Source organism: uncultured Spongiibacter sp. (genome assembly GCF_964011655.1).
In the GTDB taxonomy this organism is placed as follows: Bacteria; Pseudomonadota; Gammaproteobacteria; order Pseudomonadales; family Spongiibacteraceae; genus Spongiibacter; species Spongiibacter marinus.
Map to the genome: position 1 here is coordinate 1 of NZ_CAXGPO010000022.1, position 13,910 is coordinate 13,910.

At 54.9% G+C, this 13,910-nt stretch carries 10 protein-coding genes; 8 read left to right on the forward strand and 2 right to left on the reverse strand.

Annotated elements, in window-relative coordinates; translation table 11 throughout:
* Positions 1-76 precede the first annotated feature (76 nt).
* The 6 genes from hflX (at position 77) to ABNS66_RS10680 (ending at position 6,365) form a co-directional block, all read left to right on the forward strand.
* Entirely contained in the window at positions 77-1,396 is a 1,320-nt protein-coding gene (gene hflX, locus ABNS66_RS10655; RefSeq protein ID WP_286837771.1) for a ribosome rescue GTPase HflX, read from the forward strand.
* Positions 1,397-1,506: 110 nt separating this feature from the next.
* Positions 1,507-2,646, forward strand: coding sequence for an FtsH protease activity modulator HflK (hflK, locus tag ABNS66_RS10660; protein ID WP_286837773.1), 1,140 nt, complete (start codon positions 1,507-1,509; stop codon positions 2,644-2,646).
* 2 nt (positions 2,647-2,648) lie between these two features.
* Positions 2,649-3,521 (forward strand): protease modulator HflC, encoded by an 873-nt coding sequence (gene hflC / locus ABNS66_RS10665; RefSeq protein ID WP_204996182.1) that lies wholly within the window; start codon positions 2,649-2,651, stop codon positions 3,519-3,521.
* 164 nt (positions 3,522-3,685) lie between these two features.
* Positions 3,686-3,853, forward strand: a complete 168-nt coding sequence (locus ABNS66_RS10670; RefSeq protein ID WP_338061844.1) for a DUF2065 domain-containing protein — start codon at positions 3,686-3,688, stop codon at positions 3,851-3,853.
* A gap of 20 nt (positions 3,854-3,873) precedes the next feature.
* On the forward strand, positions 3,874-5,043 hold the full coding sequence (locus ABNS66_RS10675) for an ATP phosphoribosyltransferase regulatory subunit (RefSeq protein WP_286837776.1): 1,170 nt from the start codon (positions 3,874-3,876) through the stop codon (positions 5,041-5,043).
* Positions 5,044-5,072: 29 nt separating this feature from the next.
* On the forward strand, positions 5,073-6,365 hold the full coding sequence (locus ABNS66_RS10680; protein WP_286837777.1) for an adenylosuccinate synthase: 1,293 nt from the start codon (positions 5,073-5,075) through the stop codon (positions 6,363-6,365).
* Positions 6,366-6,462: 97 nt separating this feature from the next.
* Here the strand turns inward: ABNS66_RS10680 and ABNS66_RS10685 are convergent, their stop codons facing one another.
* Positions 6,463-7,809, reverse strand: a complete 1,347-nt coding sequence (locus ABNS66_RS10685; RefSeq protein ID WP_286837779.1) for a porin — start codon at positions 7,807-7,809, stop codon at positions 6,463-6,465.
* A 335-nt stretch (positions 7,810-8,144) separates the two neighbouring features.
* Between ABNS66_RS10685 and ABNS66_RS10690 the strand changes: the two genes are divergently transcribed.
* Together ABNS66_RS10690 and ABNS66_RS10695 are read left to right on the forward strand one after the other, a co-directional pair.
* Complete coding sequence (locus ABNS66_RS10690; protein ID WP_286693961.1) at positions 8,145-9,821, forward strand: serine/threonine protein kinase; 1,677 nt, start codon at positions 8,145-8,147, stop codon at positions 9,819-9,821.
* 96 nt (positions 9,822-9,917) lie between these two features.
* Positions 9,918-12,626 (forward strand): TonB-dependent receptor, encoded by a 2,709-nt coding sequence (locus ABNS66_RS10695; protein ID WP_286837780.1) that lies wholly within the window; start codon positions 9,918-9,920, stop codon positions 12,624-12,626.
* Between the two features lie 91 nt (positions 12,627-12,717).
* Here the strand turns inward: ABNS66_RS10695 and ABNS66_RS10700 are convergent, their stop codons facing one another.
* Positions 12,718-13,845 carry a tetratricopeptide repeat protein gene (locus ABNS66_RS10700; protein WP_286837782.1) on the reverse strand — a complete coding sequence of 376 codons (1,128 nt, stop codon included), beginning with the start codon at positions 13,843-13,845 and terminating at the stop codon, positions 12,718-12,720.
* Positions 13,846-13,910 lie beyond the last annotated feature (65 nt).

The window sequence follows — 13,910 nt, forward strand, 5'->3', positions numbered from 1 at the left end:
CCTGCCGATGGCTCATCCGCCAGAAGACGACGAGCAAGAAAGCGAATAATTCGCGCGGTATTATTGAGGTTCATTCTTGCTTTTTGAACGACCCAACTCAGGTGAGCGGGCAATACTTGTTCACCTGAACCTTAATAGTGAGGATGAGCGTGAAGACGCCGACGAATTTGTTCAGCTCGTTACCTCGGCGGGCGGTGATCCCGTTGCGTTCATTACGGGGCAGCGTCAGCATCCCGACCCCCGATCTTTCGTTGGGTCGGGAAAGCTCGCGGAAATTCGTCAAGCTCTGCAAGACCACGACGGCGAGCTGGTACTGTTTAACCATGCGCTGTCGCCAAGCCAAGAGCGAAATATTGAGCGCGAACTTCAGTGTCGCGTTCTCGACCGTACCGGTCTGATTCTGGATATTTTCGCCCAGCGAGCCCGTACCCACGAAGGTAAACTCCAAGTCGAACTCGCTCAGCTCGAGCACATGTCTACTCGCCTGATTCGTGGCTGGACTCACCTTGAGCGGCAGAAGGGCGGTATCGGTCTGCGCGGCCCGGGTGAAACCCAGCTTGAAACCGACCGTCGCCTACTGCGTGCACGTATCAAAAGCATTCAATCGCGCTTATCGAAGGTTCGGCGTCAGCGAGACCAGGCGCGCCGGGCGCGGCAGCGCGCCGATATTCCTGCGGTATCCCTGGTCGGCTACACCAATGCGGGCAAGTCCACTTTGTTCAATGTGCTCACTGAGTCAAAGGTCTACGCCGCGGATCAGTTGTTCGCCACCCTGGATCCTACGCTGCGTCGCATTCAAGTCGACGATGTGGGGCCGGTCGTGCTGGCAGATACGGTGGGTTTTATCCGCCACTTGCCGCATAAGCTGGTGGAGGCTTTTCGTGCAACGCTGGAAGAGGCGACGCTGGCGGATTTGTTGGTTCACGTGGTCGACTGTGCAGACCCGGAGCGCAGTGACAATGTCCGGCAAGTAAAGAATGTATTGGAAGAGATTGGTGCCGACAGCATTCCTGTGCTGGAGGTGTATAACAAAACCGATCTATTGGGTACAACGCCGCGTATCGAAAGAAACGAGCACGGTGATGTGACACGGGTGTGGCTGTCGGCGCAGCGCCAGCAAGGGCTGGAGCTGTTGGGTGACGCGCTGGCAGAAATTCTCAGTGGCGATATCGTGGAGCCAGAGCTTGTGCTCAATGCCAGCGACGGCCGCTTGCGTGCCAGGCTCTATCAACTCAATGCGATTCAGTCTGAACAGCTCGACGAAGCGGGGCGCTTTCACCTGAAATTGCGCTTACCGTCGGTCGATTGGCAACGTTTTTTAGCCGCTGAGTCGCTGAGCGAAGCGTCGCTCAACATCCAGCAAAGCAGTGACGAAATGTCGTCTACACGGCGTTAGCAGGGCAGGGTAAATCTGCTAGACTGCCCCTCTAATCAACAGCTTGGCGTCTTAATCTGCCATTGGCTTTCTTCGGAAAGCGGGCAATGACATACGGACAGGAGAAAACTATGGCCTGGAATGAACCGGGTGGTGGTCGCGATAACGACCCTTGGGGTGGCAAAAATCAAGGGCCGCCGGACTTAGACGAGGCGCTGAAAAAGTTGCAAGAGCGGCTCAATAGCCTCTTCGGTGGTGGCAGTGGTGGCCAGGGTGGAAATGGCGGCGGCGTAAAACTGGGAATGGGCAGCATTGGTGCCCTCGCGGTGTTGGCCGTTGCAGTGTGGGCGCTATTTGGTTTTTATCAGGTAGACCAGCAAGAGCGCGCGGTGGTGTTGCGCCTGGGTGTCTACCAACAAACGGTGATGCCGGGTTTGCGTTGGGCGCCGCCGATTATCGACGATGTGAATATTATTAACGTCACCAAGGTTCGTGCGGCCGCGAGTCGCGGGCAAATGCTGACTGAGGACGAAAATATTGTCGATATTTCAGTCTCTGTGCAGTACACCGTTTCGGATCCCGCTAACTTTTTGCTGAAAGTGAAGCGTCCTGAATTGAGCTTGGAACACGCGCTGGAAAGTGCGCTCCGCCACGTGGTGGGTAGCTCGAAAATGGATCAGGTGATCACTGAAGGGCGTGAGCAGGTCGCCATTGAAACGCAGGCTCGTATGCAGAACTACCTCACTGCCTACCAAAGCGGCATCCAGGTGGCGAAAGTGAATATCGAAGACGCTCAGCCGCCGTCGCAAGTGCAGGACGCGTTTGACGATGTAACGCGGGCGAAGGAAGACCGTGAGCGACTCAAGAACGAGGCCGAGGCCTATGCCAACGGCATCATCCCCGAGGCGCGTGGTGCGGCACAACGTCAACTCGAAGAAGCTCAGGCATACAAAGAGCAAGTCATTGCCAAGGCCGAGGGTGAGGCCCAGCGCTTTAGCGAGTTGGTGGCAGAGTACAAGAAGTCACCAAAGGTAACTCGTGAGCGCTTGTACATTGATGCTTTGCAGGCGCTCTACGCAGATTCAAGCAAGGTGATGGTCGACGTAGAGGGTGGCAACAATATGATGTATCTGCCCTTAGACAAGTTGGCCAACCAGCGTGCGGCCTCTCGTCCGATGCGTGACCAAGAGGTGGATATTCGCCAGCTGACCGACAAGGTTGTAGAGCAGTTGCGCCGGGACAGTCAGTTTAGCCGCCGGGAGGGACGTTGATCATGGCAAATCGTCAATTTACGGTATTACTGTTAGCGCTGGCGGTATTGGTCGTTGGCTATAACTCCCTGTTTATTGTCAAGGAAACCGAGCGAGCGGTAATGCTCAAGTTCGGTGAGATTGTCGACCCAGATGTGGCGGTCGGTTTAGGTGTTAAAACCCCGTTTGTGCACGTGGTGCGCAAATTTGAGCGTCGGATCTTAACCTTGGATGCGCCAACCCAGCGTTTTCTCACGAATGAGAAGAAGCCCTTGGACGTAGACTTCTATGCCAAGTGGCGTGTTGCCGACACGGAAACGTTTTACACCGCCACCAACGGCGAGGAAATTCGCGCCGAGGGTCTGCTGGCTCAACGTATCAACACCGGCCTGCGGAATAAATTCGGTGAGCGCACCTTCCACGAGGTGGTGTCCGGTGAGCGCGACATGCTGATGACGGATCTGACCTCTGAGCTGAACAAGATCACGATGGCGGAATTCGGGATCGAGTTGGTCGATGTCAGGGTGAAGCGTATCGACCTGCCTTCACAGGTAAGTCAGTCGGTATTTGATCGGATGAAGTCAGAGCGTGAGCGCGAGGCACGCGAGCAGCGCTCAACAGGGCGCGAGCTGGCCGAGAAAATTCGCGCCACAGCGGACCGCGAGCGCACCATCATTGCAGCCAACGCCTACCGCGATGCGGAAGTCATTCGCGGTGAGGGTGACGCCCAGGCGGCACAAATTTACTCGTCTGCCTACAATGCCGACCCCGAGTTTTATGCCTTCGTCCGCAGCCTTACTGCGTACAAAGCGTCATTCTCTGGTGATGGCGACCTGCTGGTACTGGACAGTGACAGCGAATTCTTCCGCTATCTGAGAAAGGGCAGCGTAAAGTAATGTGACTAGTTGGCAGCGGCGCGTCGAATGCGCCCTGCCAATGCCGCCATTGGCGGCGATTGTGGTATCATCCGCGAATCCGGGCAGGGGACATGCAAGCAGCACGTTTCCTGGCGCGGATTTTTTGTTTTTAGCGGGTGGGATCAATGTGGCAGGAATTGGCAGTGGCCCTCAGCTTAGTGCTGATCATTGAAGGCATTTTGCCCTTTCTGAGTCCTGACCGCTGGCGCATGCTGGCCTATCGCATGGCTGATTTAGACAGCCGTTCTGTTAGGTGGGTGGGCCTGCTGAGTATGGTGACCGGCCTGCTAATGCTGAGCGTCTTGCGCTGACTTCAAGAGATTGTGGATTTATGACCCTGGTTGATCGTTGGCTGCTCCCGGATGGAGTGGAAGAACTGCTGCCTGAACAGGCTCAGCAGGTAGAGAGCCTGCGCCGCAAACTGCTAGACCTATACCAGCGTTGGGGCTACGAGTTGATCGTTCCGCCCATGTTGGAATACACCGAGTCACTGCTGGTTGGCTTGGGCAGCGACATTGACCTGATGACCTTCCGGGTCACCGATCAGCTGACCGGTCGGCTGATGGGGCTGCGCGCAGACATTACCCCCCAGGCGGCGCGTATTGATGCCCACAGCTTAAAACGTGAAGGCCCGGTGCGTCTCTGTTATGCGGGCAGTGTGCTGCACACCCGGCCGAAGAAGCCACTGGCTTCGCGCTCGCCGATCCAGCTCGGTGCAGAGTTATACGGCGACAACAGTCAGGCCAGTGACCTGGAAATTATTTGTCTGATGCTGGAAACGCTGCACGTTGCCGGCCTCAGCGAGTTGACCTTAGATATCGGTCACGTGGCGGTCTATCAGGCGGTGGTCGATGCCGCTGGTCTCAGTGACGAGCAAGAGCAGCGCTATTTCGACATATTACAGCGCAAGGCCGTTGCCGAATTAGGGACCTTTATTGATGAGCTGGCGGTCGATGGCGAAACGGCTAGACAGCTGAGTGGCCTGAATGCCCTGCACGGCGGCGATGATGTATTGCAACGCGGCCTTGAATTGTTCGCCAATATTCCGGCTGCGGTTGACGCTATCCACGCTCTGCAGTCGTTGCAGCAGCGCCTCATGGCGCGCATGCCGTCCCTCAGTTTCTACTTCGACTTGGCCGAACTCCGAGGTTTCCACTATCACACCGGTTTGGTGTTTTCGGCGCTGGTGAGTGAGCACGGACAGGCGCTGGCCTCCGGTGGTCGCTATGACGATATTGGCAAGGTATTTGGTCGCGCGCGCTCGGCTATCGGTTTTAGTCTTGATCTAAAAGCCCTGCTGTCACTGGTTGCGGCACCGGCTGAAGTGAAGGGAATTTTCGCGGCGCACAGCGACTCGGCTGAGCAGTGGCAAGCAATACAGCAGCTGCGAGACGCGGGCGAAAAGGTCGTCGCGGGTTTGCCGGGGCAGCAGCCTAGCGAAGCGTGTGATCGCCAATTAATTGAACAGAACGGCCAGTGGCAAGTACAGCCACTGGGTTAAGTCACAACCTGTTATCCAGAGATGCGGATATGAGTAAGAATGTAGTGGTATTGGGCACCCAGTGGGGTGATGAAGGCAAAGGCAAGATCGTCGATCTGCTGACGGATCAGGCCAATGCGGTCGCCCGGTTTCAGGGTGGCCATAACGCCGGCCATACTCTGGTTATTGACGGTGAGAAAACCGTTCTTCACTTGATTCCATCAGGTATCTTGCGCGAAGGCGTCACCTGCCTGATTGGCAACGGTGTGGTGCTGTCGCCAGAAGCCCTGCTCAAAGAAATGGCCGAGCTCGAAGAGCGTGGTGTACCAGTTCGCGAGCGCCTGCGTTTAAGCCCCGCTTGCCCGCTGATTCTCCCTTATCACATCGCTTTGGATAATGCCCGCGAGATAGCACGTGGCGCTGCCAAGATTGGTACGACCGGCCGCGGTATCGGCCCGGCTTACGAAGATAAAGTGGCGCGCCGAGGCTTGCGCCTGGGTGATGTATTTAATGCCGAGCGCTTCGCCGAAAAGCTGAAAGAAGTGATGGAGTATCACAACTTTACTCTGACGCAGTACTACAAGGCAGAGGCGGTTGATTATCAAAAAACCTTGAAAGAAGCCCTGCAAATGGCTGAGCAGCTTCGCCCGATGGTTGTCGATGTTACCAGTGCCTTGCACGCCTACCGCGAAGAGGGCGCCAACATCTTGTTTGAAGGTGCTCAGGGATCATTGCTGGATATCGACCACGGTACCTACCCCTTTGTCACCTCGTCCAATACCACCGCGGGCGGCACGGCGACCGGTAGTGGTTTTGGTCCGCTGTATTTGGATTACGTGCTGGGTATCACCAAGGCCTATACCACGCGTGTGGGCAGTGGTCCGTTCCCGACGGAATTGTCCGACAGTGTGGGCGAGCACCTGGCCAAGCAGGGGCATGAATTTGGTGCAACCACCGGTCGTGCCCGCCGCTGTGGTTGGTTTGATGCGGTCGCCCTGCGTCAATCAGTGCGCATCAACAGTGTAACCGGCTTGTGCCTGACGAAGCTGGATGTGCTCGACGGCCTGGATATCGTGAAGGTATGCGTGGACTATCGCAATGCTGCGGGCGAGTCGATTTCTGCGCCATTTGATTGTGAGGACTACGATCAAATCACGCCAGTGTATGAGGAACTGCCGGGCTGGTCTGAGTCGACAGTGGGTGCCAAGTCGCTGGATGAGCTGCCCGACAATGCCCGCGCCTATATCAAGCGCATTGAGGCGTTGTTGAATGTGCCCATCGATATCGTGTCCACCGGCCCAGACCGCGTTGAAACTATCGTACTGCGCCACCCCTTCGCCTAAGTAAGCGGCGGCGATCTCAGGCTTTGCTGCCAAGATCGAGTGATAAAAAAAGGCCATGCATTGCTGCATGGCCTTTTTTGTTTCCGGGGTCGTTAGCTTAGAACGCCCACTGTGTGCGGATAGCAAAGCTGTCTATATTGTCAGCAACCTCGCCTTTATCGTTCTGGATCGCGCCGCCGTCCAGGTCGTAGCTGCGGCTGTAATCAAACAGCACGCGCATGTTGCGGCTCAGATACCAGTTCAAGCCCAGGGTAAAGCGCTTGGCTTCGCCGCCACTGATATTGTCATCTTCCAGATCAATTTGATCAAAGCGTGCAGCGACTTCCAATGCGCCCCAATCGCCGGTGCTGGCATTGAATGGCGTGTTCACATTGAAGTACTTAAATTCGCCTTCAGACGCTTTGTAGCGGCGTTGACCACCAAAGATACTGTAGCCGAGTTGCACGTAGTGCGCGGAAAAGCTCAGGTCGTCGCCACTGTCACGGCTAACATTGTTCGCTGCAATCTCACTTTGTACCGACCACGCACCGTGCATGGCGGCAAATTCGAAAACGCCTATCTCGACCTTGTCCATGTCGGCAACGCTGGCGTTCACGGGCTTAAGGTCAGAGAAGTTAGTGGTTTTATATGAGAACGAGGGGCTCTTGCCATTCGCCAAACCGTCGTCGCTGGTTTTGCGCAGGCCATAAGATGCACCCACGTGGACAACGGTATTGTCATTCAGAACCGGGGCGAAGCTGGCGCGCGCGCCGAAACCGTGGCCTTCATCGGCATCATTGTTAGAAATGCCGTCGCCGAACAAACCGGCTTTAGCGTGCCAGTTGCTGCCACCGCTGGCTGCTGTGATGCCAATGGCGCGGTCAAAGTAGGGCGTGGTGAGTGCAGCAACCAGTGAGCGCTCGGTGAACATTATGTCGTTAGAGCTTTCTTCTACTTCCATGCTGACCGCATGCTTTTGGTTACCGACAGTCAGTGTGATGGGGGCAGAGGTCAGCTTGTAACTCAGGTTGGCGTCTTTAACGCTGACCTTATTGCCCGCGAAGTCACTTTCCAATACGTACTTCCAGCGACCGTTCAGTTTGCCTTTAGCGTAGAGACGAGCGCGGCGGATTTGTGTGCCGTCAATTGCATCTTCCTGGTTGGCGAACGCTTCGTGGTCGTGTGTGGCGTAGTCGGCGTGCAGGCGACCGCCAATTTGTATGCTGGCTTGCTTGTCCGCACTTTCAATCTTCAGGCCTTTGCTGCCCATGCTGACGGTCGCTTGCTGTTGTGCGCGTCGCGCTTGTTCGGCCTGCAGTGATTGCGCTTCCTCGGCACTGATAATGCCTTTTTCTTGTAGAAGCTTCAGTAGGGCGGAGTCCTGCTGGTTATCGGCGAAGGCGTGGCTGGTTACAAGGCAGGCTGCAATTGATGCGCTGCATGCTAAAGAAGAGATCGTTTTCATTGTTTAGGCACCCAAAATGAAAGAAGTGGCACTTATGTTACAAACCGGCGACAAGTGTATTTCTGTTTTATGACATTTTTATGACTTGCAGGTGGCATTACTCCCTGTTTTTTGCCAGGCAGGGGCTCGCTGAGCCCCTGCGTTGTTCTCTAAGGTCTTGTTATTCAAATACAAATTAGCTTCTTATGGCGGCTTTGTCTAAAAAATAAGCAAAAAACACCGGCTGAAACATTTTCGTCATAGTTTATTCACTGAGTTGTCACTTTGCCTGCCTAACATACGCCTCAACGACAACAAGCTATGCCCTATTTAAAAGGTTCCGGAGATAAGTTCCCATGAAAAAGCTTTTCGCAATGACAGCAATGGCCTCAGCGATGGCGCTGGTAGGCTGTGGTGGCGGCGGTGATATTAATATCAACGCCCAAAACAACTCTGTAGACAACAGCACCGGGAATGGTGGTGGTACGCCTTCCAATGCCTGTGCGTCTTACAGCGATAACGGCGTAACCCAGCAAGGCAGCCTGGACGGTGTGAACTGCATCTACGGTCCTGACTTCGTGAGCCTGACCAACCCGATCGAAACGCCTGCCGGCAACCCGGTTGTATTTGCCAAGCTGAGCAACGGCGGTGTGCACATCTTCCGCGATAGCCTGGTAGTGGGTAAAAACTACGATAACGATGCAGACTTGAATGCAGCAGGCATCACCAAGGGTGGTGACGGTGCAAGCATTCAGATCGAAGCTGGCACTACGTTGGCCTTCCAGTCTAGCGACGATTACATGGTGATTAACCGCGGTTCACAAATCATCGCAGAAGGCGAGATGAACGCGCCCATCACTATCACGTCAGTGTCAGATGCTGTGGAAGATTCCGTTGGCGCTGAGGACGTGCAACAGTGGGGCGGTTTGATCATTAACGGCTTCGGTGTCACCAATAAGTGTTCTTACACCGGCTCTTTTGCGAACAACAACTTGGCGACCAGTGACTGTCACGTTGCTGCAGAAGGTAAAGCGGGCGCTGGCCAAACGCATTACGGCGGTGACAACAACGAAGATAGCTCGGGTACGCTGGAATACTTCATTGTTAAGCACACCGGTTTCGAAGTTGAGGAAGACAACGAGCTGAACGGCATTTCTTTCAACGCTGTTGGATCGGGCACCACGGTTGATTACCTGCAAGCCTACTCAACTTACGACGACGGCATCGAGTTCTTTGGTGGTGCGGTAAACGTGGGTCACTACATCGGCATGTACGTGCGTGACGACTCTATCGATATCGATGAAGGCTACCGCGGCACGATCGACTACGCACTGGTTATTCAGTCTGAGAACGATGGCAACCGCTGTGTAGAGTCTGACGGTATCGGCAGCTACTCAAGCAAAGACCAGGCAACCATTGATGACTTCATCGCTCGCGGCTTGAACTCGCAAGCAACCATCAAGAACCTGACTTGTATCGTATCCGCGACAGAGGTGAGTGGTCAGCCAAACGGTACTGGTACCCATGATCCCGGTCAGGGCATGCGTATTCGTGAAGCGCATTTCCCAACTATCCAAAATGCCTTGATCACCACCGCTTACAAAGGCGATGTGAAGCTGGCGGATGACGACTACAACTACTGTGTGCGCATCGATAACGAAGGCCTGAAAGCGGCTCAAGATGGCGATCTGAAAATTGAGAGCAGCATAATTGCTTGTCAGGATCTGACCGACGGTGATGATCTGCCCAACGGCACCACACAGCTGCAGTTCTTGCAGGCCAGCAACGACACATACCAGTCGCTGGAAGCGGGTGAAGATCCCACTGCAGATGCGAATGCCAATCTGGAAATCCTGAAAGGCTTCTACTCGCTGCCACTGGCCGACATGAAAGTGAATGGTGCTGCCCCAACAGTAACACCCGCTGATGGTCGTGCCTTCATCGGCGCAGTCACCGAAGACGATGACTGGACTGCGGGTTGGGCCTACGGCTTGGACCCCGCTAACCGCGGCCAAGGCCTGTGGTTCGAATAAGCGAACGCAGAGTCTAACGCCAGAGCCGTAAAACAGAGGGCGCCTTACGGCGCCCTTTCTGTTGAAGACAGGTCAAATACGAGTAGGTCTTTACTGATGAAAAAGCAGATGATTAAAAAAGGGTTGCTGCCGGCATTTAGCCTGAGCGCTCTTAGCCTCGCCGTTTCGGCGGTGGCGCAAGAGGCCGACAGCGACCTCAGTTTTAACAAGCCACTGGAAGAAGTGGTTGTTGTTGGCCGCCTGAAGAGCACCGCCGAAAACCTGGTGATTGAACGGCTGGAGCAAGAAGTCGCGGTGGATTTTCTCGGGGCTGAGGCGATTGGTCGTATCGGTGATTCAACCGTTGCTGCCGCGCTGCGCCGCGTGCCCGGTGTTACCTTAATTGATGACAAGTTTGTTTTTGTCCGCGGTTTGGGTGAGCGTTACTCAAGCACCTTGTTAAACGGTGCAGTGGTTCCCTCTCCAGACCTGACGCGCAGTGTTATTCCGCTGGATATTTTCCCAACGTCCATCGTTGAGAGCCTGGCGGTTCAGAAGGTGCATTCTTCTGATATGCCGGCCGCTTTTGGTGGTGGTAATGTGGACATACGCACTAAAGGTATTCCCAGTGATCTGGTGTTTAGCCTTGAGATTGGCACGGACTACAACAGTGCCTCCGACGGCCGGCTGCTGACCTACAAAGGCGGCAGTGACGATATTTATGGCAACGACGATGGCACGCGAGCGCTTTCTTACAAGCTCAAGCAAGCCCTGCGTCAATACGGCGGTAGCCTTGATCGCAACGATATTCTCGCCGATATGCGCCAGTCAAACCCCAATGCAACACTGGCCGATGCTGAACAGCTCAACCGTGAGTTGGCGTTGAACCTATATCGCAATATCGATATTTACGAAACTGATGACGACGATAACTTCTCTGCTGAAGTTAACGCCGGTAACCGTTTCTATCTTGGCGATGCCGAAGAGATTGAGTTTGGCGTGTTGGCTGGGCTGTCCTATGACCGCAGCTGGCGCAATAAGTCGTCGGAAGTGCGTTCGGTATCTGACGAGGACGAAGCCGAGTTCAAAAACGAGACGACGCAGAACACATCGATTGCTGCCAACCTGAATTTTGGTTTGCGCTTGAACGAAGATCACTCGCTGGAAACAACCAGCCTTTATCTTCGCAACACCGATGACAAAACCTCAGTCACCGATAGTTATGACAACGATCAGCCTGTGGGCGGGGACATCTCGGACCGTCAGTTCAGAATTCGTTTTGAACAGCGCGAGCTGGTGGTGAACCAAATTCGCGGTGAACATACTTTCGGTGAGTTGAGTCGCGAGCAGTTGGGCTGGGATCAGTTGGCCTTTGCCGAAGGCTTGAGCTTTAACTGGTTCTACTCCGACAGTGAATCGACAACTGAGATCCCCAACGAAGTTGCGGTGCAGACACGTCATGTAGAAGGCCCGAATGGCAGCACCACCGTTGCCGCAAACGCGACGGCTGCCGACTACCGTTTTACCGATCTCCAGGATGAAGTTGAGAGCTACGGTTGGGAAGTGAAAATGCCGTTCTCCAGCATGGATTGGAAAGTTGAGCTGAGCGGTGGTAACGAGTATTGGGAAAAGGCGCGTACCTATCGCCAGACCCAGTTCGGCCTGGGCTCAGTGGACGCATCGGATGCAGTGCGCAGCGGCCCACTGGATCGCGTCTACAGTGACGCGAATATTCTCGACCCCAACAATGGCTATCAAATCCAGGTGGCTGGCAGTAACTCCGAAAGTTACATTGCCGCCAACCGCGTCGATGCCTACTACGGTAAGCTCGACGTTACCTGGCAGGATACCTGGCGCGTTGTTGCTGGTTTGCGCTACGAAGACTATCAGCAGGTGGGTTTGACCTGGGATCCGCTCGACTTTGACGGTATTCCTGTCGTGAGCAATGAGTCCGGTGGTCAGCAAGCGATCATCGACGAGCTCGAAAATGCCGTCTTCACCGACGACGATACCTTCGCTTCGCTCGCGGCAACGTACATGCTGCCCGGCTTCTGGGCCGAGGACTTCCAGCTGCGCTTTGGCTACAGTGAAACGACGGTTCGCCCGGACCTGCGTGAAATTGCTGACTCCAGCTACGTGGACCCAGTGACTGGCGCGCTGGTGTTCGGTAACCCCGATGTTCGCCCGGCGCAGTTTAAAAACTACGACCTGCGTGCGGAGTGGTTCTTTAGTAACAGCGACAGCTTCACCGCATCGTTGTTCTACAAGGACATCAGTGACCCGATTGAGCTGTTCCAAGCTGCGGCGGGGGACACCAACACCGCTGTTGAAATCGTCAATGCCGAAAGCGCGACGATTTTGGGTGCAGAAGTGGAGTTTATGAAGAGCCTCGGTGACTTTTCCGATGCGCTTATCCCCTTCTTCCTTCAGGGTAACTTGACTCTGCTGGATACCGAGCTGGTTGCCGGCAGCAATGCCGATGCGCCCACCAATGCTAAGCGCGACCTGGTTGGTGCCTCAGACTATGCGGCGAACTTGATTCTCGGGTTTGACTCGGCAGACGAAATGCACGCGGCAACACTGTCTTACAATGTGTTCGGCGAGCGCCTTTACTTTGCCGGTCGCAATGGTGAGCCCGACGCTTTTGAGCAGCCTTTCCACTCATTGGATGCCACCTATTCTTTCTACCCGAACCAGTCCGTTATCGTGAAGGTGAAGGTGAAAAATATTCTGGATGAAGAGCTGGAAATCGAGCGCGACGGTAAGACCACGTTCCGCGAGGAAGTGGGTACGACCTTTAGCGCTAGCATTGAATATGAATTCTAAATAAAGTCAGTAACCTTACTAAGGCGCCCCTGAGGCGCCTTTTTTATGCCCGGAATTGCTATACGGTATTAATACGCGACTCGCCGACCGACTATTTGCCCTGCTTGAGTTTGGCGTGAGCAGCCTTTAGGCCGTATTCGTGGTACTTGTCGGTATTGCCCTGGCTGCGAAAAATAACGGCCGCAAACTGATAAAAACGATACTCGTTTTTGTCCAGTCGAATGGCGCGTTTGATGGAATTCAAGGCTTGGGGATAGTCGCCTCTTTCAAAGGCGGCGCGGGAACGGCTGTAGTGCCAGAAAGGGTTGTCGCGCTGTCGAGATTCAATGACTTGCTCAAGTTGCTTAGCGCGATCCTTGCGGCCACTGCTGCGGTACAGCCGGGCCAAGTTGGAGAGTGATGCGGACTCCTCCGGGTCCAGACTCAGCGCCTTTAGAAAGGCAAGCTCGGCTTCGTCGTTGTGCCCTTCTCGGCGGAACAGAACGCCTAAGTTACCCCAAATATAGGCTTCGTCAGGGCCGAGGTACAGCGCCCGGCGCAGGTAGAGATAGGCGTCGCCGTAATTTTTGCTGTTCAGTGCGCCAACGCCCAGGTTGCTGTAATACTGCGCGGCGGCGATATCGTCGCTGACTCGTTTTTGCGGATAGCGATAGTCGTAAATATCTACGCTGAAGTCGATAACTTCGCGTTGGCCATTGCCGAGGTCGACAACGGCATTGATGTGTTTGTAAATCGCTGAACTGCTGTTGCTCAGCATTTCCCAGCTAGGCGGCACGCTGACTTCATTAAAATAGACATCCAGCTTTGCTTCTCGCGCCAGCGCTATAAACAATAAACTCAGCGACAAGCAGTCGCCTTGTGGGTCGTCAAAGGTGTCCGCGGCACTTTGGGTAATACCCGGTTGGTAGCGAATGCCCAATTGCTGGGGCCGCACCATGGCATCGACTAAATAGCGCAGTCTGGCGCGCGGGGTGAGTACCGGCGGCACATGCTCGTTGACGAAGTAACGCATCTCTGCGGTCACCGCGAGAATGTGTTGGTCCGGGGTGTTGAGGGGCGCGGGTTGCCGGTTGAACAGCGCCTCCTGGTGCAGCAGCTGTGCAGCCGCATCGCTATCCGGGGCAGCAATAAATTGCTCGAGTTGCGTGGGCTGTGTGCTGCAGGCGCTGCTCAAGAGCAATGTGGCGCTCAGTATTATTGTTTTTGCCGGGTGCTTCATTCCAGGGACTTGCCTATACCACTAAAGGCCGCGTCGGCGGCTGTTACGTTTCACAGTAACGCCGA